Annotated in this window: 20 protein-coding genes; 9 read left to right on the top strand and 11 right to left on the bottom strand. The window is 72.0% G+C overall.

The genetic code is table 11. The features are described from left to right. Positions 1–56: 56 nt before the first annotated feature. Complete coding sequence (locus OG896_RS39980) at positions 57–767, top strand: TetR/AcrR family transcriptional regulator (protein ID WP_443057218.1); 711 nt, start codon at positions 57–59, stop codon at positions 765–767. A 16-nt stretch (positions 768–783) separates the two neighbouring features. On the opposite strand, the gene OG896_RS39975 is transcribed toward OG896_RS39980, so the two are convergent. The 3 genes from OG896_RS39975 to OG896_RS39965 form a co-directional block, all read right to left on the bottom strand. Further along, positions 784–1,317, bottom strand: coding sequence for a hypothetical protein (locus tag OG896_RS39975; RefSeq protein ID WP_329373457.1), 534 nt, complete (start codon positions 1,315–1,317; stop codon positions 784–786). Between the two features lie 692 nt (positions 1,318–2,009). Beyond that, positions 2,010–2,543 carry a GNAT family N-acetyltransferase gene (locus tag OG896_RS39970; RefSeq protein ID WP_329373455.1) on the bottom strand — a complete coding sequence of 178 codons (534 nt, stop codon included), beginning with the start codon at positions 2,541–2,543 and terminating at the stop codon, positions 2,010–2,012. Between the two features lie 197 nt (positions 2,544–2,740). After that, positions 2,741–3,652, bottom strand: a complete 912-nt coding sequence (locus tag OG896_RS39965) for a TetR/AcrR family transcriptional regulator C-terminal domain-containing protein (RefSeq protein ID WP_329373453.1) — start codon at positions 3,650–3,652, stop codon at positions 2,741–2,743. A gap of 115 nt (positions 3,653–3,767) precedes the next feature. Between OG896_RS39965 and OG896_RS39960 the strand changes: the two genes are divergently transcribed. Continuing rightward, the gene (locus tag OG896_RS39960; RefSeq protein WP_329373451.1) at positions 3,768–5,330 is read left to right on the top strand and encodes an MFS transporter; all 1,563 of its coding nucleotides are present in this window, start codon (positions 3,768–3,770) and stop codon (positions 5,328–5,330) included. Positions 5,331–6,025: 695 nt separating this feature from the next. On the opposite strand, the gene OG896_RS39955 is transcribed toward OG896_RS39960, so the two are convergent. Continuing rightward, positions 6,026–7,123 (bottom strand): lipase, encoded by a 1,098-nt coding sequence (locus OG896_RS39955; protein ID WP_329373449.1) that lies wholly within the window; start codon positions 7,121–7,123, stop codon positions 6,026–6,028. Between the two features lie 495 nt (positions 7,124–7,618). Here OG896_RS39955 and OG896_RS39950 point away from each other — a divergent pair, with 495 nt between their 5' ends. The 7 genes from OG896_RS39950 (at position 7,619) to OG896_RS39920 (ending at position 16,564) form a co-directional block, all read left to right on the top strand. Continuing rightward, positions 7,619–8,557 carry a carbohydrate ABC transporter permease gene (locus OG896_RS39950; RefSeq protein WP_329373448.1) on the top strand — a complete coding sequence of 313 codons (939 nt, stop codon included), beginning with the start codon at positions 7,619–7,621 and terminating at the stop codon, positions 8,555–8,557. Positions 8,558–8,560: 3 nt separating this feature from the next. Beyond that, positions 8,561–9,505: a carbohydrate ABC transporter permease gene (locus OG896_RS39945; protein WP_328459509.1), complete on the top strand. Its 945-nt coding sequence runs from the start codon at positions 8,561–8,563 to the stop codon at positions 9,503–9,505. A gap of 97 nt (positions 9,506–9,602) precedes the next feature. Then, entirely contained in the window at positions 9,603–10,946 is a 1,344-nt protein-coding gene (locus tag OG896_RS39940; protein WP_329373445.1) for an ABC transporter substrate-binding protein, read from the top strand. A gap of 386 nt (positions 10,947–11,332) precedes the next feature. Beyond that, positions 11,333–12,328, top strand: coding sequence for a LacI family DNA-binding transcriptional regulator (locus tag OG896_RS39935; RefSeq protein ID WP_329374579.1), 996 nt, complete (start codon positions 11,333–11,335; stop codon positions 12,326–12,328). 315 nt (positions 12,329–12,643) lie between these two features. Continuing rightward, positions 12,644–14,413, top strand: a complete 1,770-nt coding sequence (locus OG896_RS39930; RefSeq protein WP_329373443.1) for a glycoside hydrolase family 35 protein — start codon at positions 12,644–12,646, stop codon at positions 14,411–14,413. 109 nt (positions 14,414–14,522) lie between these two features. Continuing rightward, the gene (locus OG896_RS39925; protein ID WP_329373442.1) at positions 14,523–15,215 is read left to right on the top strand and encodes a hypothetical protein; all 693 of its coding nucleotides are present in this window, start codon (positions 14,523–14,525) and stop codon (positions 15,213–15,215) included. Continuing rightward, the gene (locus OG896_RS39920) at positions 15,212–16,564 is read left to right on the top strand and encodes a nucleotidyl transferase AbiEii/AbiGii toxin family protein (RefSeq protein WP_329373440.1); all 1,353 of its coding nucleotides are present in this window, start codon (positions 15,212–15,214) and stop codon (positions 16,562–16,564) included. Before OG896_RS39925 ends, OG896_RS39920 begins: the two co-directional genes overlap by 4 nt. 74 nt (positions 16,565–16,638) lie before the next feature. On the opposite strand, the gene OG896_RS39915 is transcribed toward OG896_RS39920, so the two are convergent. From OG896_RS39915 to OG896_RS39885, 7 genes are all read right to left on the bottom strand, one after another. Beyond that, the gene (locus OG896_RS39915; RefSeq protein WP_329373438.1) at positions 16,639–17,382 is read right to left on the bottom strand and encodes a class I SAM-dependent methyltransferase; all 744 of its coding nucleotides are present in this window, start codon (positions 17,380–17,382) and stop codon (positions 16,639–16,641) included. Between the two features lie 65 nt (positions 17,383–17,447). Further along, complete coding sequence (locus OG896_RS39910) at positions 17,448–18,185, bottom strand: hypothetical protein (protein WP_329373437.1); 738 nt, start codon at positions 18,183–18,185, stop codon at positions 17,448–17,450. 202 nt (positions 18,186–18,387) lie between these two features. Further along, positions 18,388–19,623 carry an N-acetylglucosamine-6-phosphate deacetylase gene (nagA, locus tag OG896_RS39905; RefSeq protein WP_329373435.1) on the bottom strand — a complete coding sequence of 412 codons (1,236 nt, stop codon included), beginning with the start codon at positions 19,621–19,623 and terminating at the stop codon, positions 18,388–18,390. Beyond that, on the bottom strand, positions 19,620–21,089 hold the full coding sequence (locus OG896_RS39900) for a glycoside hydrolase family 3 protein (protein WP_329373433.1): 1,470 nt from the start codon (positions 21,087–21,089) through the stop codon (positions 19,620–19,622). The genes nagA and OG896_RS39900 overlap by 4 nt, the downstream gene beginning before the upstream one ends. 65 nt (positions 21,090–21,154) lie before the next feature. After that, positions 21,155–21,997 (bottom strand): carbohydrate ABC transporter permease, encoded by an 843-nt coding sequence (locus tag OG896_RS39895; protein WP_329373431.1) that lies wholly within the window; start codon positions 21,995–21,997, stop codon positions 21,155–21,157. Next, on the bottom strand, positions 21,994–22,974 hold the full coding sequence (locus OG896_RS39890; RefSeq protein WP_329373429.1) for a carbohydrate ABC transporter permease: 981 nt from the start codon (positions 22,972–22,974) through the stop codon (positions 21,994–21,996). The genes OG896_RS39895 and OG896_RS39890 overlap by 4 nt, the downstream gene beginning before the upstream one ends. A gap of 15 nt (positions 22,975–22,989) precedes the next feature. Further along, the gene (locus OG896_RS39885) at positions 22,990–24,279 is read right to left on the bottom strand and encodes an extracellular solute-binding protein (RefSeq protein ID WP_329373427.1); all 1,290 of its coding nucleotides are present in this window, start codon (positions 24,277–24,279) and stop codon (positions 22,990–22,992) included. Positions 24,280–24,281: the final 2 nt, after the last annotated feature.

The following is a 24,281-nucleotide window of genomic DNA, read 5'->3' as shown; positions in this document are numbered from 1 at the left end:
GAACACAAGAGAGAACGTTCTACCTCAGCCCAAGAGAGACCGTTCTACCTGCTACGATGGGCAATATGACGCAGACGGAAACCGGCACCGGCACCGGCCGGAGAGTCTCCGAGGCCCGGGAGCGGCTGCTGAGGACCGCCGGGCAGCTCTTCTACGCGGAGGGCATCCACACGGTCGGGGTCGACCGGCTGGTCGCCGAGGCCAAGGTCACCAACGCCACCTTCTACCGGCACTTCCGCAGCAAGGAGGACCTGGCGGTCGCCTACATCGGAAGCGTCGACCAGGCGATCCGCGCCCAGATCGGCTCCCTGACGGCCGCGGACCTGCCGACCGACGACATCCTGCGGGGCATAGGCGCGTCCCTGGTCGAGCAGATCCGCGCGCCCGGCTACCGCGGCTGCGCGTTCCTCAACGCGGCAGCGGAGTTCCCCGCCCCCGACCACCCGGTGCACCAGGCCGTCGTGCAGCACCGCGAGTGGTTCCTGCAGACGATCACCGGGCTGTTCGCCGAGACCTCCGACGCTCCCGCCGAGCACGCCGGCCGGCACTTCGTCATGCTCCGCGACGGTGCGATGAGCGCCGGCTATCTCGGCGACCCGGTCCTGGCCGGTGAGACCCTGATGCGCGGCATCGCCGGACTGCTGCGGGTGCACACCGGCCGCGCTCGCGACGGCGCCGCCGCCCCCGCGCCCGCGCCCGGCCCCGGCCGGGAACCGTCGGCGGCCACGGCCCTCTCCGGCATCGACTGCGCGCCGCCCGGCCCGTAGCCGGTCGCCGGAACGGTCAGGCGCCCGCGCCGAGCAACTTCTCCAACTCGCCGGCCGAGTCCTCGGTCAGGCGGTAGAAGCCCTGGAGGCTGATCGAGCGTTCGAGGCGGCCGTCGGCCACGTACTTCAGAACGCGGGTCCGGCCGCGCCGATTGCGCCAGGTCAGCCGCTCCAGGAGGTCTCCCGGGACGGCGAGGTCGAAACGTACGGGTGTCGCCTCCACGTGGATCGCCGCCGCACCGCAGCCGTGGGCGCCCAGCATCGCCCAGTCGTCATGTCCGGGGAACGCGGGTTCGTTCCACGCGGCCGGCGCCACCCCGCAGCACTCGCGCCGCTCCAGGTCGAGCACGCGCATCCGGCTCACCACGTACACGACACACCGGTTGACGTGCAGCGCGTACACCTCGTCCCCGGGGCCGGCACCCGACCAGGCGGGCAGGGACGTGTGCACGCCCCCGAACGCGACCGGCGGCCGCTCCCCCACCCGCCCCGCGCGACGCAACGCGCGGCAGGTGTCATGGGTCCACAAAACGGTGAAGGCATCAGGCATACCGCCGATGCTACGAACCACCACCGACAGCGCCGCTTCCCCGCAAGTCGGGCCCGGGCAGAACCGGTTGGCCGGAGCGGGCCCGTCCCGCCACGGTGCGGCACATGGGGTGGAGACCATGGCGCCGCGACGGCCGCGCCTCGACCACGAGGTCCGGCCCGCGCTCCCCGCGGCGCGGCCTGACTGGTCCGCCCGCCCGCCTGAACCCACCCAGTGAGTTGCTCGGGAGCGGTCAGGGCCCACCACAGCCGGCGCCTCCCGCACCTGAGGGCGACCTTGGCGTGCCTGGTCGCAGCCGCTTGGACGACGACCGACCGGCTCGTGCGGTGGCTTGACGAGAAGGCCAACGCGACGCCGGAGACTGTGCGGCTGCTGTGGCTGCGGCTGCTGAAACTCTCGGAGGAGGTCGGCGAGGTCGCCCAGGCGGCGATGGGCGCCACGACGGCCGACCCCACGAAAGGACAGTTCGCACACGTGGGAGGGCGTCCAGCACGACCTGTGCGACGTCATTCTCAGCAACATGGCGACCCTGGCCACGCTCCCCCCGGACGCGGGCAAGGTGTTTCAGGAGCGGCTGGGCATCGTCGCCGCGCGGTCGCCGTCCCAGCCGGATACGGCGGGCACGGTCTGCACCCCGACTCCTGGTAGCCGCTGCTCGGGGCGGGTGAGGCGGCGGTTCCGGATCTGGCCCGCTACCGGGACGGTTCTTCTCCGTCCCCCACGGACTTTTCCAGGAGCGTGAACGACTTGGGCGTACCGCCCGGTTGCGGCTTGCCCTCCTTGCGTCCGACAACCCGATATCCGGCAGCGAGGTAATACGCGTTCAGCGGTGCGTTGTCGGCCAGGCAGTCCAGACGTACCAGCGGTCGGCCCGCCTCGGCCACGCGGCGCTCCGCGACTCGCAGAAGCCGCCGTCCCGTACCGGGCGGGACACTGCCGCGGTCCACCATCAGCCGGTGCACATAGCCGGCCGTCGACGGCTGCGGCCCCCATGCCTCCTCGTCCTGCCACCACAACTCCCAGGCCCCGACGGCACGCCCGGCGGCCTCCGCGAGCCATACCTCCCCGTTCTCCATGATCCGGCGGAAGTGATCCACGCCCAGTTCGCCGGGCCGCCACTGACCGGTGACGCCCTGGGCGAGCATCCAGTGGGCGGCGTCGTCGCGCAGGCGCACGACAGAGGCAAGGTCGGCGTCGGTGGCGAGGCGGAAGCGGAGGGCGTTCACGTCTCGATCTTCGCACGCGCGTTCCTGCAATCGGGCGTCCGAGCCCGAACTCCGGGTGACGGTCCGGTGGCCCCAGCCACAGTCTGTCGCAGCATCCAACTGGACCCCACCGGACCGCCGCGGGCTCGGTGCCTACATGGTTTCGAAGGTTCGGGCCGAGCGCGCGGTCTGGGACATCGGCCGACCGAGTTCAAGGTTCAGCGGTCTCCGGATCGCACGATCAGCGCTTCGACTCCGTCCAGCATGCGTGCGAGTCCGAACTCGAAGAGTGTGTCGAGTTCGAGGTCGAACTCCTCCTGGTCGAAGAGGGTGGACAAGGTCGGGTAGGACCCGGCGGTCTGGATCGTCTCCATCCGCGGCTCGTTGGAGGCCATCCACTCCTCGGGCGTCATACCGGTCTCCTGCCACGCCTGCGACTCCGACTCGACGGCCGCCGCCACGCCCTGGGCGTAGCCGATGAGAGCGAGGTGGACGTGGATGATCTGGGGCGGAGTCAACCCCACACCCTTCAGGGCGCTGAGGACCCGCTCGATGTAGCGCATCGCGTGGGGGGAGGCCGTCGGCCTGGTGAGAGCCGACATGGCTCGCGCCAGCCAGGGGTGGCGCCGGTACCGGCCCCACAACCACCGTGCCTCCCGCTCCAGTTGCGCTCGCCAGCCGGGTGGTCGCGGACCCGGCGGTTCTCCGTCGAGCACTGACTCCGACATCAGCCGTACGAGTTCGCCCTTGCTCGGGACATGGCGGTACAGCGCCATCGTGGACACTCCGAAGTCGGTGGCGATTCGGCGCATCGACAGTGCGGTGAGCCCTTCGACATCGGCGAGAGCGATCGCCACGTGGATGATGCGATCTCGGGTGAGTCCGTGGTGGGGCGTCGAGCGCCGTTCTCGTCCCGGCTCGGCCACCACCGTGCCGACGCCGGGCACGGCCCGCACCAGGCCCTCCTGGTTCAGGGTCGCGAGCGCCTTCGTCGCGGTCGCCATGGCGACGCCCCATTCCCGGGTGAGATGCCGGGTGGAGGGGACGCGGGCACCGGTCGCGAGCTCGCCCGAGGCGATACGTCGACGGATGTCACCGGCGATGCGGAGATAGGGCGGTTCCATGGCCATGACCGCACTGTACTAGTGCACTTGCGAGTGATTCCGGCTGTTCAGGATGGCAGAGCGCGGGGTGCACTAGGCCCCTGCTTGCGGTGTACGCCTCGTGCTCGGTTCCCTGCCGTTCATGGAGAACACACCCGGCCCCCGCGCGGGGCGCAAGGAATGGACCGCCCTCGGCGTCCTGATGCTGCCCCTGGCACTCGTCTCGATGGACGTCTCCGTCCTGTACTTCGCGATCCCCTCCATCAGTCAGGACCTGGAGCCCAGCGCCACGCAGCAGTTGTGGATTCTCGACATGTACGGCTTCGTCCTCGCCGGGCTGCTCATCCCGATGGGTGCGCTCGGCGACCGGATCGGCCGACGCAGACTGGTGCTCATGGGCGCGGTCCTCTTCGGAGCGGCCTCGGCTGCCGCCGCGTACGCGCACACGGCCGAACTGCTCATCGCCGTACGGGCGCTGCTGGGTCTCGGCGGCGCTGCCTTGATGCCCTCGACGCTCGGCCTGATCCGCAACCTCTTCCTCGACGACAAGCAGCGCGGCAAGGCGGTGACCTTGTGGACCGCCGTCATGACGACGGGCATTTCACTGGGGCCCGTGGTCAGCGGCCTGCTGCTGGAGCACTTCTGGTGGGGCGCGGTCTTCCTGATCAACGTGCCCGCGATGACGCTGCTCCTCGTGCTGGTGCCGTTCCTGGTGCCCGAGTACAAGTCGGCGAAGCGCGAGCGCGTAGACCTGCTGAGCGCGGTGCTGTCGCTCGGCGCGGTGCTCTGCGTCATCTACGGAGTCAAGGAGTGGGCGCGGAACGGGTACGAGCCGCTGCCCGCTCTCGCCGTCGGCGTGGGGCTCGTGCTCGGCGTCGTCTTCGTCCGCCGGCAGAAGCGCCTCGCGCATCCGATGGTCGACCTCGGGCTGCTCGGCCGGCGAGCCTTCGGCGGCCCGGTGCTCGCCGATCTCCTCGCGATGTTCGCCACGGTCGGGATGGCCGTCTTCCTCACCCAGTATCTGCAGTCCGTCCTCGAGTTGAGCCCGTTCGACGCCGCGCTGTGGACCCTGGTGCCGTCCGCAGGAGTTGCCGTCGCGGCCCCAACCGGAGCCGCGCTCGCCCAGCGTGTCGACCGCGCGTACGTCATGGGCGGCGGCTTCCTCCTGTCCGCCTGCGGGTTCCTCTGGATCGCCCAGGTACGAACCGACTCGGCGCTCTGGTTCGTCCTCGCCGGCGCCTCCCTCTACGCGGGCGGCCTGGTCGCCGCCATGACTCTCGCCAACGAACTCGCCCTGGGCGCGGCCCCACCGGAGCGTGCGGGATCAGCCGCAGCGGTGCTGCAGTCGGGCCAGGAGCTCGGCGGGGCATTGGGGATGGCGATCCTCGGCTCCCTCGGGGCAGCGGCCTACAGCCGCGACATGGCCGGCGCGCTGCCCCCCGGAGTACCGCAGGCCGCAGCCGCGCGCGAAACGCTGGGCGGAGCCACAGCCGCCGCGACCAGGTTGCCGAACGGGACCGCGGATGCCGTGCTGGCGGCCGCTCGGGGCGCCTTCACGCACGGGATGAGCATCGCGGCGGTCGGTGCGGCCGTCGTCATGGCCGGTGCCGGGCTCCTCTCGTTCACCTGGCTGAGGGGCGCAGGCAGGACGAGTCGCCCGACGGCGCAGTCCGCCGACCCGCGGCCCACGACGCTCGCGCGGTAGAGCCGCACGCCGTGCGCGGAGGTGAGCGATGCTCGCGACCCGTACGTACCGCACGCGGCGTTCGTCCGCAAGCGTGCGGATATCCCCCACCGCGGCGCCCGGGGGGTCAGGGGGTCGCAGGTTCGCATCCTGTCGTCCCGACCGACGGGGAAGCCCGCCGGTGGAGCACATCGCTCCAGCCCTGCGGGCTTCTTCGCCTCCAGGGGCACTTCGGCGCGCGATCCGCACACGCCGCCGGGGCTCCGGCCTTGGGACTGCTTCGGGAGCAGCAGCGTGCTGAAGTGGCCCCTCAGGTCGCCTGATCTGCTCACGTCGACGATCCTGTCCCTGCCCCTGTCGAGCGTGGCCGGGGCAACCGCCCCTGACCACGCGGCCGTCCAGGAGTAAACCGCCAACCGCCCCCTCCTGCCCGCCTGCCGATGCCCTGCCCCGCACCGCGCTCCCCCGCGACGGACTGGTCGGCGTCAAGGTTTCTTCGGCAGCCGCGCCGGCAGCGACACCGGCGAGGTCCGCCTGGACGGACACGTCCACGAACGGACGACCTGCGCCCTGCCGCCCTGCTCTGGCCGCGTCAGGCCACGGACGGCGCCGACGCCGACCGGACCTCGGTGACGGGCATCGGAAATCCTCGTTCCGCCTTGCCGATCGATCGAGAGGTCGGTGCGCCCCGCGGGCGCGCGGCGCGTCGACCAAGCTCAGTGCAGTTGGCCGAACCAGCGGACGATGGCGGCCGTGCCTGCGACATTGGAGCCCAGGTGCCGGGACCCCTCGTAGTCCGGGCTGCCGAGATCGACGACTGGTGCGTGCGCGCCGTGTGATCGCAGGGCGGCCTCGCAATGACCGGTGTTGGCATTCGCCGCCTGCTCGTCCGCGTCGGCGTCGTACAGGCGGACCGGGACGCGCGGCTTCCAGGCGCACGTGTTGTCAGCCACCCGCAGCGCTGCGGCCAGTTGGCCGGTCGGGTGGCGCAGCATGTCGAGGCCGTGTGGGGTGAGCAGCGGGCCGAGGGTGTCGGGTGTGCCGGCGAGAAGCTGCTGCCCGGTGTGCGCACCGTCGAACAGTGCCTCGATGATGCTGTCGTACGGAGCTTGGAAGACTTCGTCCGGTGAGTCGTACAGGTGGTGCAGCCGATTCCACGCGACGAGAAGATACGCGGTGTACAAGACGCTGGATTTCGCGTCGAGGGAGCCGGCGAGCAGCGCCGGCAGTTCGGCGTGCTGGAAGTCGTACGCGCCGCTGATCGGGGCGACGGCTTCGAGCCGGAACCATCGATCGCCACCGGCTTGGAGGGTCCGCGCGAGTGCCATGGCCGCCGAGGCTCCCTGGGAGAACCCGGTGACCAGCACGTCGTGTCCGAGAACCCGGCCGGTGCGTGGCACGAAGGCGCGGGCTGCCCGCAGCATGTCCAACGAGGCGGTCGTCTCGGAGGGCACGTCCATCCAGGGGTGGGGTCCGGGACCGGCGCCGAGGCCGAGGTAGTCCGGGGCGACAGCGGCAAACCCGGCGGACGCGTAGGTGACGGCGGGTGCGGACACGAATCCGACCTCGGTCACCGAGGACGGTGCATCGGACCGGTAGCTGGCCGTGCCGTGGTCGAACGAGACGGTCCGCAAGGCGTGTTCGCGGCTACGGGGGAGCACCAGCAGGCCGCTGGCGGTGGTGGGCCGACCCTCGGGGTCCACGGTGCGGTACACGAGCTGGTAGGCGTCCACCCCGAACCGGATCGTGCCCGTGTCGAATCCGGCAGCGGCCACTGCCGCGGCGACGTCCTGCTTCGTCGCCAGTGTGCTCACCTGCCGAGCGGACACCAACTGGCCGCGATCGCTCGGGGCCGTCCCAGCCGCCGACGCGGTACCGGACGTCAGCGTGGTAGCGGCTGACACCAGCCCGAGCAGGACTGCCACGGCCCTGACCTGACGGAACGCGGAGCGCGAACCGCCTTTCGCATCAACGGATTTCATGTCGCAGACGCTAGTGACGACCCCTCTCGCCCACTGCCCGGCCAGCAGGTGTGTCCGTCCTGGGGCCAGCCCCACCACGCCACCGAGGTCCAGCCTCGCGCCGACCCCCGGCCGACACACTCGACGGCGCTCCACCGTCCGGCCTCCTCGATCACGTTCCGTCCACAACCACGACTCAGACCTTGACGTCGCCGACCTGCGATGCCAGCATCACGGTAATCCAATGTTTACGTAAACAGGAGCGGTTCCGCACCGTCCATGGTTACGTAAACATTCCCTCGCCGCGAGCCCGCGGCGAGGTTGTGACGCCGAGCGAAGGGATGAGCCATGGCGGTCCTCTCGCCCCCATCGGCCGCGGGTCGGCCCGCCACCGGGCGGGTGCGCGGCGGCAGGGGGCGCGTCGGTAGGCGGCGACTGGCCGGGTGGGGCTTCGTCGGCCCGTTCCTGGCGGTCTTCGTCCTCGTGTTCCTGGCCCCGATCGTCTACTCGATCCATCTGAGCCTGTTCCGGGACCAGTTGATCGGCGGCAACCACTTCGTCGGCCTCGACAACTACCGGCAGGCGTTCCAGGACCACGAGTTCTGGTCCGGCCTGGGCCGCGTCGGGCTCTTCCTGGTGGTCCAGGTGCCGATCATGCTCGGCATCGCCCTGCTGGTCGCCCTGGCGCTGGACAGCGGGCGGCTGTACGGGCGCGACTTCTTCCGGATCTCGATCTTCCTGCCGTACGCGGTGCCCGCGGTGGTCGCCACCTTGATGTGGGGCTTCATGTACGGCAAGCAGTTCGGCCTGGTCGCGAGCGTCAACGAGCACCTGCACACGTCGATCCCCGACCCGCTCGCCCCCGGCTGGGTACTGGCGAGCATCGGCAACATCGTGACCTGGGAGTTCGTCGGCTACAACATGCTGATCTTCTACGCCGCGCTGCGGGTCGTCCCGGAGTCGCTGTACGAGGCGGCCGAGATCGACGGCGCCGGCCAGTGGCGGGTCATCCGGTCGATCAAGATCCCGGCGATCCGCGGCGCGCTGGTCATCGCCACGATCTTCTCGGTCATCGGCAGCTTCCAGCTGTTCAACGAGCCGAGCATCCTCAAGAGCCTCGCGCCCAACGCCATCACCACGTACTTCACCCCGAACCTGTACACCTTCTCGCTGTCCTTCTCCGGCCAGCAGCACAACTACGCCGCGACGGTCGCGATCGTCATGGGAGTCGTCACGATGATCGTCGCCTACGTCGTCCAACTGCGCGGCATGCGAAAGGAGGCGTGAGCGATGGCCGCCGACACCGCCACGGCGGGCACCGGACCCGCGCCCCGGACCAGGACCCGCCCGCTGCCGCGCACGTCCCGCTCCGCCCGTCGCCACACCCCCGGCAGACCGCGGCGCAGCGTGCTGCTGACCGTGCTGACCTCGATCGTCGTGCTGTACTCCCTGGTGCCGCTGGCCTGGCTGGTCATCAACGCGTGCAAGACCCAGCCGAAGCTGCTCGACTCCTTCGGCCTGTGGTTCAGCGGCCGCTTCGCGCTGTGGGACAACATCAGGGAGACGCTGACCTACAACGACCACATCTTCGTCCGGTGGCTGCTCAACACCCTGCTGTACGTGGTGCTCGGGGCCGGCGGCGCGACGTTCCTGGCGGTGCTCGGCGGCTACGGGCTGGCGAAGTTCGACTTCGCCGGCCGGCGGGCGGTCTTCGCCGTGGTGATCGGCGCGGTGGCGGTGCCGAGCGCGGCGCTGGCGGTGCCGACGTTCCTGATGTTCAGCAAGATGGGGCTGACCAACACCCCCTGGGCGGTGATCATCCCGTCGCTGATCTCGCCCTTCGGCCTCTATCTGATGTGGGTGTTCGCCGCCGAGGCGATCCCCGACGAGTTGCTGGAAGCCGCCCGGATGGACGGCTCCGGCGAGTTGCGCACCTTCTTCCGGATCAGCCTGCCGCTGCTGGCTCCCGGCATCGTCACGGTGCTGCTCTTCACCACGGTCGCGACATGGAACAACTACTTCCTGCCGCTGATCATGATCAAGAACCCGGACTGGTATCCGCTGACCATCGGCCTGAACTCCTGGAACGCGCAGGCGGCCACGGCCGGCGGCCAGCCGGTCTTCAACCTGGTCATCACCGGGTCGTTGCTGACCATCGTCCCGCTCATCGCGGCCTTCCTGCTGCTCCAGCGCTACTGGCAGTCCGGGCTGGCCGCCGGAAGCGTGAAGGAGTGACCGCCGGCGCTGTCCACGACCGCAGCGCTCTCCCTGTATCCCCCTGACTCCCCCCGCTTCCCGGTTCCGGGACATCACGCACAACGGAGTGAAAGAGATGACGAACACAGCACTTCGCCGCTGGGCGCCCGCGGTCGCGCTCCTCGCCGCCGGCGCACTGGGGCTCACCGCATGCGGCTCCTCCGGTGGCTCCGGGTCGAAGAGCGGCGACACCGGCGCGGGCGCCGTCACGTCCGCGCTGGCCAAGGGCGGCTCGATCACAGTGTGGGCCTGGGAGCCCACCCTCAAGCAGGTGGTCACCGACTTCCAGGCCAAGTACCCCAAGGTGCACGTCAAGCTGGTCAACGCCGGCACCGGCAACACCCAGTACACCGCGCTGCAGAACGCCGTCCAGGCGGGCAAGGGCGTGCCCGACGTTGCGCAGATCGAGTACTACGCGCTCAGCCAGTTCGCGCTCGGCAAGTCCGTGACCGACCTGAGCGCGTACGGCGCCAAGGACCTGGCCAAGGACTACTCCCCCGGCCCGTGGAACTCGGTGAACGTCGACGGCGGCGTCTACGGCCTGCCGATGGACTCCGGCCCGATGGCGCTGTTCTACAACAAGAAGGTCTTCGACAAGTACAAGCTGCCAGTGCCCACCACCTGGGACCAGTACCTCGACGACGCCCGCAAGCTCCACAAGGCCGACCCGAAGGCGTACATCACCAGCGACACCGGTGACGCGGGCATGGCCACCAGCCTGATCTGGCAGGCCGGCGGCAAGCCGTACAAGGTCGACGGCACCAAGGTCTCGGTCGACTTCGGCGCGGACGCGGGCACCGCGGCCTACACCAAGGTGTGGCAGCAGCTGGTCTCCGAGCACCTGCTGTCGCCCGTCTCCGGCTGGAGCGACCAGTGGTACAAGGGCCTGGCCGACGGCACCATCGCCACGCTGGCGACGGGCGCGTGGATGCCCGCCAACTTCAGCTCGGGGGTGGCCTCGGCGTCCGGTGACTGGCGGGCGGCGCCGCTGCCGCAGTGGCAGGCCGGGCAGCACGCCAGCGCCGAGAACGGCGGCAGCTCCCTCGCCGTCACCAAGGCCAGCAGCAAGAAGGCCCTCGCGTACGCGTTCCTGCAGTACGCGAACCAGGGCGCCGGCGTGCAGGCCCGGATCAAGGGCGGCGCGTTCCCGGCGACCACCGCGGACCTGGACTCGCAGGCGTTCCTCGACACGAAGTTCCCGTACTTCGGCGGGCAGCAGGCCAACAAGATCTTCTCGCAGTCGGCCAAGGACGTGGTGCCCGGCTGGTCGTACCTGCCCTACCAGGTCTACGCGAACTCGATCTTCAACGACACCGTCGGCAAGGCGTACGTCTCCTCCACCACGCTGACCTCCGGGCTGAACGCGTGGCAGGACCAGTCCGTCTCCTACGGCAAGCAGCAGGGTTTCAGCGTCAACTGACGCTTCGACAGGTATCAGGTACACGGCAGGAATTCGGCGGGGGGCGAGTGGCGGGGTCCGGTGGGTTCACGGCCCCGTCGCTCTCCCCCCTCGCGCCCGACACGTCGGGCGGCCGATGCCCGGCGGGTCCGTGCGCGTGGCCCGTATGATTGCGCGATCACAAGCGCCGCCCCCGGCCGCTCGCCGGACCGGGCCGGGCGCGCGAGGACGACGACCAGCACGGCCGCCCGCGCACGGCGGCCGCGGCAGCGAGGTGTACGACCGCGGTGAGCGACAGCACGAAGGCCGGGCGGGGCAAGCGCGTCGCCCGCGATCAGTCCCGGGCGAAGGCCGCCTCCCGTACCGAGCCGGCCGCGGAGGGGGCCCGGCGCAAGCGCGGCGCGTCCATGGGCGACGTGGCGAAGCTCGCCGGGGTGTCGGCGCAGACGGTCTCCCGGGTCTCCAACGGCTTCCCGGGAGTGGTGGACTCCACCCGGCAGCAGGTGCTCGCGGCCATGAAGGAGCTCGGCTACCGGCCGAACAGCGCGGCGCGCGCCCTCAAGCGCGGTGAGTTCCGCACGCTGGGCGTCATCCTGTTCAACATGTCGACCACCGGCAACATGCGCACCCTGGAGGCGGTCGCGACGTCGGCGGCCGAGGAGGGCTACGCCACCACGCTGCTGCCGGTGACCGTGCCGACGCAGGACGAGGTGCGCGGGGCGTTCACCCGGCTGGGCGAGCTGGCGGTCGACGGCATCGTGATCATCATGGAGGTGCACCTGCTGGACTCGGCGACCGTGGCGCTGCCGCCCCACGCGCAGGTGGTCGTCGTGGACTCCAACGCCGGCGACCGCTACAGCGTGGTCGACACCGACCAGGCGGGCGGCGCCGAGGCCGCGGTGCGGCATCTGCTCGACCTCGGGCACTCCACGGTGTGGCATGTGGCCGGGCCCGAGGAGTCGTTCGCGGCGGAGCGCCGCGTCGGCGCCTGGCGCGCGGTGCTGGGCGCGGCGGGCCGGGCCGAGCCGGAGGTCCTGCGGGGCGACTGGTCGGCGGAGTCGGGGTACCGGGCCGGTCTGCGGCTGGCGGCGGACCCGGAGTGCACCGCGGTGTTCGTGGCCAACGACCAGATGGCGCTGGGCGTGCTGCGGGCGCTGCACGAGGCGGGCCGCCGGGTGCCGGAGGACGTCAGCGTCGTCGGCTTCGACGACATCGCGGAGGCCGCGTCCTACATGCCGCCGCTGACCACGGTCCACCAGGACTTCGCCGAGGTCGGCCGCCGCTGCGTGGCGACGGTGCTGCGGCAGATCCGCGACGACGAGGCGGCGCGCGGCACCGACCTGGTGCCGACCCGGCTGGTCCCGCGCGCCAGCACCGCGCCACCGCCCGCCGGCGCGCGCTGAGCGGACCCCGTCCAGCACCCCGGTTGCGCCCCCACCGGCTCCCGGCCCGCGCGCCGGTTGCGCCCCCACCGGCTCCCGGCCCGCGCGCCGTACCGGCTCCCGGCCCGCGCCGTACCCGCGCCTGCCCGCGGCCGGGCCGGCGCCTGCCAACACCCGTGCCGCCGCACGCCCTTGGGCTGCCGCGCACCCGCCCTCCGGCTGGAGCCTTGACACGGCACTCCGCGCTGGTCAGACTCGCATCAGGTCGATGGTTACGCAAACATCGATCATGCGTGCACCGATGTTCGAACCACCAAGGCGGAGGACCTGGACCCCATGCCTGTACTGCGGATAGACCGGGAAGGGTTCCGTCTCGACGGCGAACCCTTCCGCATCATCTCCGGGGCCCTGCACTACTTCCGCGTGCATCCCGGCCAGTGGCGGGACCGCCTGCGCAAGGCCCGGCTGCTCGGCCTCAACACCGTGGACACGTACGTGCCGTGGAACCTCCACGAGCCGCGGCCGGGCGAGTTCCGGGCCGACGGCGGCCTGGACCTGGAGCGCTTCCTCGAACTGGCCCGCGACGAGGGCCTGTACGTCCTGCTGCGCCCGGGCCCGTACATCTGCGGCGAGTGGGAGGGCGGCGGGCTGCCGGCCTGGCTGCTGGCCGACCCGGACATCCGGCTGCGCAGCACCGACCCGCGCTTCCTCGGCGCGGTCGAGCGCTTCCTCGCCGAGCTGATGCCGCGGGTGGCGCCGTATCTGGGCAGCCGGGGCGGGCCGGTGCTCGCGGTGCAGGTGGAGAACGAGTTCGGCGCGTACGGCGACGACCAGCCGTATCTGCTGCGGCTGGCGGAGATCCTGCGCGAACAGGGCGTGGACGTCCCGCTGTTCACCTGCGACCAGCCAGGCGACCTGGCCCGCGGCTCGCTGCCGGGGGTGCTGGCGACCGCGAACTTCGGCAGCCGGGTCGCGGAGAACCTCGACCGGTTGCGCGCGCACCAGCCCGAAGGGCCGCTGATGTGCACGGAGTTCTGGAACGGCTGGTTCGACCGCTGGGGCGGACTGCACGCCGCCAGGCCGGCGGAGAGCGCCGCCGCGGACCTGGACCGGCTGCTGGCGGCCGGCGCAAGCGTCAACCTGTACATGTTCCACGGCGGGACCAACTTCGGCTTCACCAACGGCGCCAACGACAAGCACACCTACCGGCCGACCCTCACCTCCTACGACTACGACGCGCCGCTGGACGAGGCCGGCGATCCGACGCCGAAGTACGCGGCCTTCCGCGAGGTCATCGCCCGCTACGCGCCGGTCCCCGACGCGCCCTTGCCCGAGCCCTCCAAGAAGCTCAGCCAGCTCGGCGTCCGACTCCCCCAGCGCGCACCGCTGTTCAGCCGGCTGCCGGCCCTGGGCACCGCGGTCGCCGCCGACCGTCCGCTGACCATGGAGGAGCTGGCGGCCGGGCACGGCGCGGGCGACGGCCTCGGATTCGTGCTCTACCAGGCGCGGTTGGACGCGGCAGGCCCGGTCCTGCTGCACGTGCCCGCCGTACGCGACCGCGCCCAGGTCTTCCTCGACGGCCAGCCGGTCGGCGTCCTGGAACGCGAGAGCCACGAGCACTCCCTGGCGTTCACCGTGCCCGACGGCGGCGCCGAGCTGTCGCTGCTGGTCGAGAACCAGGGCCGGGTCAACTACGGTCAGGCGGTCCACGACCGCAAGGGCCTGCTCGGGCCCGTCACCGCCAACGGCACGCCGATCACCGGCTGGTCCAGCCGGTCGCTGCCGCTGGACGACCTGACCGGGCTGGTCTTCGCGGACGCCGGTCCGGGCCCGGCCGTCGGACCGGCCTTCCACCGCGGCGAGTTCGACCTGGCCGAGCCCGCCGACACCTACCTCGAACTGGACGGCTGGACCAAGGGCTGCGCCTGGGTGAACGGTTTCGCGCTCGGCCGCTACTGGTCCCGCGGCCCGCAGCGCCGCCTCTACGTCCCCGGGACGGCGCTGCGCCGGGGCCGCAACGAGATCGTGGTGCTCGAACTCCACGCGGCGCTCCGAAACGTGGTGGACCTGCGCGACACGCCGGACCTGGGACCGACCGAGGAGTGAGCCCGTCCGCGGGGCCGGGGGGCCGGCGGCGCCGCCGCGCCGTCCCCGGTGTTCCGCCCGGCCGCAAAGTCGTTTCCCTCCGCGCGGGGCGGCTTGAAATCATGCGGTCATGACGGATGGCGGGTTCGAGGCGCACCTCACCGTGCGCGGCGCGGACGACCCCGCTTCGGCCGCCCGGCTGGAGCGGTGGTCGGCCGCGCGCGGGTGGAAGTTCACGCACATCGTGCTGGCCCGTGGCCGTACGCCCTCGCAGCCGATGCTCACGCTGCGCGGCCGCGGCCCGTACGAGGAGCAACTGCGCGTCTGCCGCCGGGCGTCGGAGGCACTGCGCGGGGCAGGGTTCCGGCCGGTGCGGGTGAAGATCGAGGTCGCGCCGTGGGAGCCGGTGGTGCCGCGCTGCGACGCGCAGGCGCGGCTGCTGAACGGCGCGGGCGACCCGGGACGCCAGGCCGGCCGCTACTTCGAGCACCACCTGAAGGTGCTGCTCGACCCCCTCGGCCCGGGCGCCGCCGCCACTCTCGACGCGCTCACCGCGGCCGCCGTCGCCCACGACGCGCACGTGTCGTGGAACGCGCGCCGCACCCACGGCGGCACCGGCCGGCAGGAGCGCTTCGTCACCCAACGCTGCCACGGTGTCGGCCTGCCGACCGCCCGGGCACGGCTGACGGCTCTCACCCGCGCGGTGCGGGAGCTGTCGGTGGAGATCGCCGAGACGGAGGAGGAGTTCGTGGTCTACGACAGCAACGCCGCGATCGACGACGGATGGATCATCGCGGCGCGGGACCGGGAGGCACGCCGATGACCGACCCGTGGGAGTCCCTGGGCATACGCGAGAGCGAGATGGCGCGCGGGCGCCCGACCGAGGCCGCGCGCGACCGGCTCGACCTGCCGCTCACCCTCCGCCTGGTCGACGACGAGCGCGCGGTCCAGCAGCCCGTCTTCGACCCGGCGCTCAAGCAGCACACCAGGGCCTACCGGGCGAGCGACCCGGAGTTCGCCGACCCGGCCGCCCGGGCGGCATGGCTGGCGGCCCGCCGCACCGCGATGGACCTCATGCTGGCCGCGATCGCCGGCTCGCCCTGGCGGGACCACCTCGTGCTGCGCGGCAGCGTGCTGCTCTCCCGGTGGTTCGGCGAGGCCGCGCGTGAGCCCGGTGACCTGGACTTCGTCGTCACGCCCGCGCGGTGGCGGATCGAGGAGGAGCGCACGGGCGCGATGCTGCACGACATCGCGCGCGCGGCCGAAGACGTGGCCGAAGACGTGGCCGATCACGGTCCCGATCACGCCGCCGACCGGACCGCCCCGTCCGGAGCCGTCTCCACCACCGCGCCGCACACGATCCGCTTCCACGCCTCCGACGCGGTGAGCGAGGACATCTGGACCTACGACCGGGTCCCCGGCCGGCGGCTGGTCCTGCCCTGGACCAGCGGCACGACTCCCGGCGGTATCGTCCAACTCGACTTCGTCTTCAACGAGTCGCTGCCGGTTCCGCCCGAGGAGGTGACGATCGGCGGCGCGTGCCTGCTCGGGGCGACGCCCGAACTCTCCCTGGCCTGGAAGCTCGTATGGCTCGTCGACGACATGCACCCCCAGGGCAAGGACCTGTACGACGCGGTGCTCCTCGCCGAGCACTGCACCGTCGACTACGAGACCCTCGCCGCCGTGTTCATCGCGGCCGACCCCGCCAACGTCGCGCACCCGTTGCGGCCCGACATCACCGACGAGCTGCCGCCACCCGCCTACGAGTGGCAGCACTTCGCCGACGAGTACCCCCATCTCGCCGGTGACCCGGCCGAGTTGGCCGACCGGCTCCGCGCCGCCCTGGCGCCCGCCTTCCGCACCGCCGACGGCGACCCGCGCACCCTGCGGCACCGGTGGTCGGCGGACTGGCTCGCCACCTGCCGCGCGAGCCTCGCCGCCGGCGGCCTGCCCGGCCTGCTCACCGACCTCGCGGAGCGACGGACCACGGCGGTCGTGGCGGCAGCCGTGACCCGTGAACTCCTGGGCCCCCACAACTGCGACGCCGCCACCGCGCTGGACCAGGTCCTGGCGCACCCGGCCTGGTCCGCTCTCGGCGAGCATCACCGCGTTCGGCCCGAATACATGCGCCGCCTGGTCGAGGCGGTCGCCGGCATCGACATCGGCGCCTGACCCGCGGCTTCGCGCCGTAGCCCGGACCGGCCTGCCCGCGGCGCAAGGGCCCGCCGCGGGCAGGCCAATCCGGACTACGGCGCGGGCGGGAGGCGGTAGACGGAGACGTGGGAGGGGGAATCGGCGGTGAAGGGGGCGCCGGACCAGTCCGCGTGCCTGGACTCCAGCTCGAACCCGGCCAGTTGGGCCATCAGGTCGAGCTCGGCCGGCCAGATGTAGCGGTGCGGGCTGCGGAAGAGCTCGGCCTGCGGGGTGTCGTCGAACCGGAAGTGGTGCGAGACGACGTGCTGCCGCAGGACGTCGTAGGTGTCCAGGAGGAAGTAGCCGGGTTCGGAACGGCAGATGACGGCACCCTGGCCTGGCGGCAGCTTGCGCAGCTCGGGCACCCAGAGTTCGATCACGAAGCGGCCGCCGGGGGCGAGGTGGCGGGCGGCGTTGCGGAAGCAGCGGACCTGCTCCGGCTGGCTCAGCAGGTTGGAGATCGTGTTGAAGACGAGGTAGACGAGGGTGTACTCCCCCGGCGCGACGGTGGTCGACATGTCGCCCATGACGACGGGGATCGTCGCCTCGTCTGCCTTCGTCCGCAGCTGCCGCACCATCGGTGCCGACAGTTCGACGCCGGTGACGGGAACTCCGCGTGCGGCGAGCGGGACCGCCACCCGGCCGGTGCCGATGGCGAATTCAAGTGCCGCCCCCTCCCCCGCGAGTTCGGCGAGGCGGTCCACGGTCGGCCCCACGACCTCGGGGGCGAACATGCCGATGCCCGGCGTGTCGTAGCGAAGCGCGGTCTCGGCGTCCCAGATGTCCACCTGCTGCATCCCCCCACGCTCGTCCCCGCCCGGAGCGGTGTCCAACGGTTTTCCGACCCGGGCACCGCCGCCCCTCACCGGTGCCGCACCCACACGTTGGGCTCGACCAACTCGCCCCGGTCCGCCGTGCGGTCGACCGCGAGCGGGGCGAGGGCGCCGGGGACCACGTAGCGGCCGGATGCCGGCAGGGGGAAGCCGACCCACCGCTCCCAGTCGGCGACCGAGCCCGCCATCGTCATGGACCGCTCGGCGACGCCCAGCACGCGGGCGCCCATCCGCTGGTGGGTCCGCAGCCACGGGTCCGACGGGGCGCCGTCGGCCCGGGTCCAGCGGATGAACTCCTCCATCGCGGTCAGCGGGTAGCGGGCCTTGGAGGTCGGCCGCACCGGGGCGATCACCCGTGCCAGACCGGCTCGTTCACCGGCGGAGGCGAGCCGCCCGAGCACTTCCGCGGCCAGGCCGCGCCCTCGCAGGTCGTCGCGGACCTGGGCCGCGGCGATCACCAGCGTGTCGGCCCGGCCGCCCGCCTCCCGCAGCGTCACCGCCCGCACCAGCGCGTCGTCGTAGCCGCCGGGCAGGTCGGCGGGCGAGCCGTCCCAGCGCACCGGAACGCCCCACCCGCCGGCCGCGATCCGGTCCGCGTCGTCGACCAGCAGGAGGTTCAGCTCCCCGAACCACCGCCGGACCCGGTCCATCTGCCGGTCGGCGAGGGGGTCGTGGAAGATGAACTCCGGCCAGCCCGCGCTGAAGACCTCGTCGGCCTGTGCGTGCAGGTCGGGCCGGTCGTCGAAGGCAAAGGTCCGCAGGTCCACAGGGGCGGAGCCTACGCCGCGGCGCCCGCCGGACGCCCCGGATTTTCGACGGCCCCCGAAGGCCCCCGAAGGCCCCCGCCGGACCTCGACGGCCCCCGAAGGACCCCCGCCGGACCTCGACGGCCCAGGCCCGCCCCCGCAGGAACCCGGCCGCACCCTGCGCCGTCGGGCACCCGGTCCCATAGGCGAGCCGCCGTGGGAACTACCGCTCCGCCTCCCCCGCTGCGGAGACCCGCCGGCCGGCGAGCCAGACCCGCGCCGGCGTGAGGTCGCCGTCGAGTTCGACCAGGTCGGCGCGCAGGCCCGGCCGCAAGGCCCCGCGGTCGGTGAGGCCGAGCAGCCCCGCCGCCGTGCCCGCGGACATCCGCGCGGCGTCCGCGGCCGGCAGGCCGACGACGTCGACCGCCCGGCGGAACGCCTCCGCCACGAAGAGCGTCGAGCCCGCGAGGGTGTCCGTGCCGCGCAGCCGGGCCACCCCGCCGGTCACGGTGACCTCGCGGTCGGCGAACCGGTAGGTGCCGTCGCCCATGCCGGCGGCCGGCATGGCGTCGCTGACCAGCATCAACCGGTCGGCGCCCGCGGTGCGGTGGGTCAGCCGTACCGTGTCGTCGGCAAGGTGGTGGCCGTCGACGATCAGCTCGCAGCACAGCCGCGGGTCGAGCAGTGCCGCGGCCGCCGGGCCGGGCCGCCGGTGTTCCAGGGGCGGCATCGCGTTGAAGAGGTGGGTCACCGAGCGGGCGCCCGCGTCGACGGCCCGGACGAACGCCGTGGCGGAGGCGTCGGTGTGGCCGAGGCTGATCAGGAGTTCCCCGGCGTACTCCTCGATCAGGCCGAGCGCGCCCGGCAGTTCGGGCGCCACGGTCATCGACACGGCGTGGCCGCCGGCCGCGTCGAGCAGCCCGTGCAGCACCTCCGGGTCCGGTGTGCGCAGCGCGCCGGGGGTCTGGGCGCCCCGGCGCTCCGGGGACAGGAACGGCCCCTCGAAGTGGATGCCCACCAGGTTGGGCGCGGTCCCGTCGTCGATGACGGCGGCGATCGCCCTGACGGCGGCCCGCATCGCGGGTGGGTCGACGCTGGCCACGGAGGCCAGCATCGACGTGGTGCCGCGGGCCAGGTGCCCGGCCGCGGCGGCGCGTACGCCGTCGGGGTCGCCGGTGTAGACGGAGTGGCCGGCCCCGCCGTGGCAGTGCGGGTCGACGAACCCGGGCACGACCAGCCGGCCGCCGAGGTCGGACCGGGGTTCGGGCGCCGCGGGCGGGTCGCCCGCGCCCATGGCGTGGATCAGGCCGCCGCGGATCAGCAGCCAGCCCGCCACCACGCGGCCGTCGGCCCGTACGAACCGCCCGCCGGCCAGCAGCCGCCCGCCGTCCCCGGTCCCCTGCCCACGGGCACCGGACCCCCGATCCCCGGTCCCCCGTCCTCCCCTGCTCCCGGTCACGCGCCCGCCAGCAGCGTGTCCACCGCCGCCTGCGCGCACACCCGGGACGCGCCGAACGTCCGCACCCAGCCCCGGAATTGGCCGAAGTCGTCGCCGGGCACGCCCATGTCGACCACCACGCAGCCCGGGTACTTCGCCAGCAGCTCGTCCAGGACCGGTCGCTGCCAGGGGAAGCGGTGCGAGCTGCGGACGAGCAGCACGACGTCGGCATCGGGCCCGAACTCGTCGAGGTAGAGGCCGACTTCGGCCTTGATGACGCCTTCCGCGTTGTACGTGTCGCCGGCCACCGCCAGTGTCTCCACCTCGACGCCGGCCGCGCGCAGCGGCTCCGCGATACCCCAGGACGCGCCGCCCTGGGCGGGGGAATGGGTCGGGTCGAGCCGCACCACCAAGGCCCGCTTGCCGCGCAGCACCGGGTCGCCGTGTACCTCGACCACGTCGCGGGCCAGCCGGGCGCCCACCGTGTCGTCGTGGGCGGCGCCGGTGGCCCGCGGGCGCGTCCCGAGCCTGGCGATACGGGCGTTGGCCTCGCGCAGCCGCTCCTCGGGGAGGGTGCCGTCCTCCACCGCCGCGACCAGGGCCGCGGCCGCCGTGTCCACGTCGTCGCCGAACGCCCACGCGCCCAGGCACAGCGCGTCGGCGCCCGCGGCGATGGCCCGTACCGCCGCCTGGGGAAGTGCGGCGACGTCGCTGATGCCGCGCATCTCCAGGGCGTCGGTGATGACGACCCCGTCGTAGCCGAGTTCGCCGCGCAGCAGGCCGGTGAGGACCGCGGGGCTGATGGTGGCGGGCACGGTGTCGAGCTGGGTGAGCCGGACGTGGGAGACCATGATGCTGTCGACGCCGGCGGCGATGGCGGCGCGGAACGGGTCGAGGTAGTGGTCGACCAGTTCCTGCCGGGACAGGTCCACGGTCGGCGTGCCCAGGTGGGCGTCGGTGGAGCTCAGTCCGTGGCCGGGGAAGTGCTTGGCGCAGGCGCTGACCCCCGCGGCCTGCAGTCCCTCCACCCACGCGGCCGCGTGCCTGGCGACCAGGGCGCGGTCGGCGCCGAAGCACCGGATGCCGTTGGGGCTGAGCGGGTTGACGGCGGTGTCGACCGCGGGCGCCAGGTCCCAGTCGATGCCGGCCGCCACCAGTGACAGCCCGATCTGGTAGGCCGCCTCGCGGGTGAGTTCCGGGTCGTCGAGCCGGCCCAGCGCGTGGTTGCCGGGCACGGACGTACCGCCGTGCGGCTCCAGGCGGTTGACGTCCCCGCCCTCCTCGTCGAGGGAGAGCAGCACGTGGTCGCGCAGGCCGTGCAGGTCGGCGGTGAGCTGCCGGATCTGCTCGGCGGAGGCGATGTCCTTGCCGAACAGGACGAAGCCGCCGAGTCCCTCCTCGACGCGGGCGCGGGCCCACCGGGGGACGGTGCGCCGTCCCAGTGCGGGGAACAGCACGCCATGGGCAAGGCGTGACAGCTCGGTCATGGAGTCCTCACTCTTTCGTTCGGGAAGTCGTCTGGCGGGGGCCGGCCCGGTCCGCGGTGCGCGGGTCATCCCTTGACCGCGCCGCTGGTCATGCCGCCGACGAGGCGGCGCTGCACCAGCAGGAAGAAGATCAGGACCGGCAGGGAGAAGATGGTGGAGGCGGCGATCATCGCGCCGTAGTCGACGCTCTCCGAGGTCTTGAAGGACACCAGCCACACCGGGAGCGTGTAGTTGCCCTGCGATTTCATGATCACGTAGGCGAAGAGGTAGTCGTCCCACGCGTTGACGAAGGCGAAGATGGAGGTGGCGACGATGCCGGGCATCAGCAGCGGCAGCAGCACCCGTACGTACATCTGGAACCGGCCGCAGCCGTCGACCAGCGCCGCCTCCTCCAGTTCCACCGGGACCCCGTCCACGAAGCCGCGCAGCGTCCAGATCGTGAACGGCAGCACGAACGTCATGTACGTGAGGATCAGGCCGGGCACGTAGTCCAGCGCGTTGATGGACCGCAGCATCAGGTAGACGGGGATGACCATCGCGGCCGCGGGGATCATCTGCACCAGCACCAGGATCGCCAGCAGCACCCTGCGCCCGGCGAACCGGAAGCGGGCGATGGCGATCGCCGCGAAGAGCGCGATGACCAGCGAGAGCACCACCGAGGACAGGGTGACCGTCAGGGAGTTGCGCACGAACACCCAGAAGTGCGGCTTGGCCAGCGCGCGTTGGAAGTTGCCCAGGCTGATCGGCCAGGGCAGGAACTGCGGCACCGCGCTGAGGATCTTGCCGCGCGGCTTCAGCGCGGTGGCCACCATCCAGTAGACGGGGAAGAGCATCACCGCGGACAGCGCCACCGCGATGGTGTTGTTGACGCTGCGGCGACGCCGCGCGGGGGTCATGCGCACGCTCATGCCTTCTCTCCCTGCTCGTCTCCCTGGTTCGACATCCTGCGGACGTAGGCGATGGAGAACACCGCGAGGATCAGTACGGTCACCACCGCGATCGAGGCGCCGCTGCCGTAGTCGTTGCGGCTGAAGGCGGTGATGTACGCGTACACGCCGAGGGTGGTGGTCTGCCCGTCCGGCCCGCCCTGGGTCAGCACCCAGATGGGGGTGAAGGAGTTCACCGACCAGATGACCTCCAGCAGCGTGAGAATCGCCAGCACCGGCCTGAGCACCGGCACCGTGATGTGCCGGAAGGTCTGGAGCGTGCCCGCGCCGTCGAGCCGGGCCGCCTCGTACAGCGACTCGGAGATCTGCCCGCGCGCCGCGTAGAGGGTCAGCGCGACGAACGGCAGGCCCTTCCACACGGTGAGCAGGATGACCAGCCCGAGTGCCTGGTGGGGATGGGAGAACCAGTCGTACGCGGTCAGGTCGCCGAAGATCCGCGTCTTGGTGAGCAGCCAGTTGGCGACGCCGTACTGGGGCTGGTACATCCACTGCCACACCAGCGTGGCGGCGACCATCGGCATCGCCCAGACCAGCACCAGCGAGACGGTGGTGACCACCCGGGCCCAGGCCGAGACGCCCGTGAGCAGGTGCGCGATGAGGAAGCCGAGCACCATCAGCAGCGCCACGCACACCACGGTGAAGACCACGGTGCGCAGCAGGACCGAGCGGAAGTCCGGGTCGCCGAACAGGTGGGTGAAGTTGTCGAGGCCGACGAAGTCGGCGTGCCCGGTGAACAGCGACCGGGGGCCGAAGTCCTGGGTGGAGAGCACCAGCAGCCGCACCAGGGGGTAGCCCTGGATCAGCACCAGCGCCACGACCGCCGGGGCGATCATCGCCCAGGGCAGCATCCGCCGCCGGGTGGCGCCGGCCCGGACCTGCGGCCGGGAGCGGGCACCCGCCGGAGCGCGCTGCGCGCTGCGCTTTTCGGTAATTGCCATCGGGTTCCCGCCGTACTAGTGGAGCGAGTTGAATGCGTCGGTGGCGTGCTTGTCGTAGTCGGCGGCCGCCTTGGCGATGTCGGCGCCGCCGGCGATCTTCGAGAAGAACTGCTCGTTGTACCGCTCGGTCTCCAGCGTCGCCTCGCCCGGGCTGCTCGGCAGCGGCTGGCTGTTCTGCGCGGCCTTGGAGGCGACGGTGAGCTGCTCGGGGACTCCGGCCGGGGTGAACGCGGCGGAGATCGGCAGCAGGTTGAGCTTCAGCGCCATCTTCTGCTGGAACTGCTTGCCGGTGACGATGCGCAGCCAGTCCTCGGCCGCCTTCTTGTCGGGGCTGTTGGCCGCTATGCCGACGGTGGAGCCGGAGACGATCACCGGCATGGACTTGTCCGCGCTGTAGCCGGGCATCGCGAAGAAGCCGATGTCGTCCTTGAGCGCGGGGTTCTTCTCCAGCACCGCCGCGGGCTCCCACGCCTTGACGTACTCCATCGCCGCCTTGCCGTCGGCGAAGAGCTGGTCCTGGTCGGGGCTGTCGGTGTTGACGCCGACCGAGGACTTGGTGGAGCAGGTGTTCTGGAAGGTGCGCCAGGCCGCGAGGCCGGCCTGGTTCGCCGGCGAGGACATCGCGGCCTTCCAGGTGTCGCCCTTCTGCGTGGCCACGGTGCCGCCCTTGCCGAACAGGAACGGCATGCCGTTGAACCAGTACTGGCCCGGCAGGTAGAAGCCGGAGAAGTTCGCGGTCTTCTTGTTGGCCGCGGCCAGCTTGCCGCAGTCCTGCTGGAGTTCGGCGATGGTCGTCGGCGGCTGCTGGATGCCCGCGCCGGCGAAGAGCTTCTTGTTGTACATGACGACCTTGGTGCCGCCGTAGAGCGGTGTCGCGTAGAGCTTGCCGTCGTACGCGGACGGGCCCGACAGGCCGGCCAGCCAGTGCGCGGAGTCCTCGAAGGACGCCTTGTCGGCGGTGAGGTCGGCGAGGCCGCCGGAGTAGGTCTGCAGCGGGGTCTGGGTGTTGCCCATCTCCACGATGTCGGGCGGGTTCCCGCTGGCCAGCGCCGTGGTGATCTTCGTGGCGATGCCGTCCCACTGCTGGATCTGGACGTCCACCTTCATGTCCGGGTGCTGCTTGGCGAACTCGGCGTTGACGTCCTTGATGAGCGGGCTGTCGCCGGGGCCGCCGGTCATCATCCAGACCGTCAGCGTGCCGTCGGAGGAGGCGTGCGAGCCGCCCCCGCTGCCGCCGCAGGCCGTCAGCGCAAGCGCCATGACCGGGATCGACGTGACCGCGTACCGCCACCGTGCACGGTTCATCC

It is taken from the genome of Streptomyces sp. NBC_00669, assembly GCF_036226785.1.
Classification (GTDB): Bacteria; Actinomycetota; Actinomycetes; order Streptomycetales; family Streptomycetaceae; genus Actinacidiphila.
Note: the sequence above shows the minus strand (reverse complement) of the source record. Positions and strands in the feature narration are given on the sequence as shown.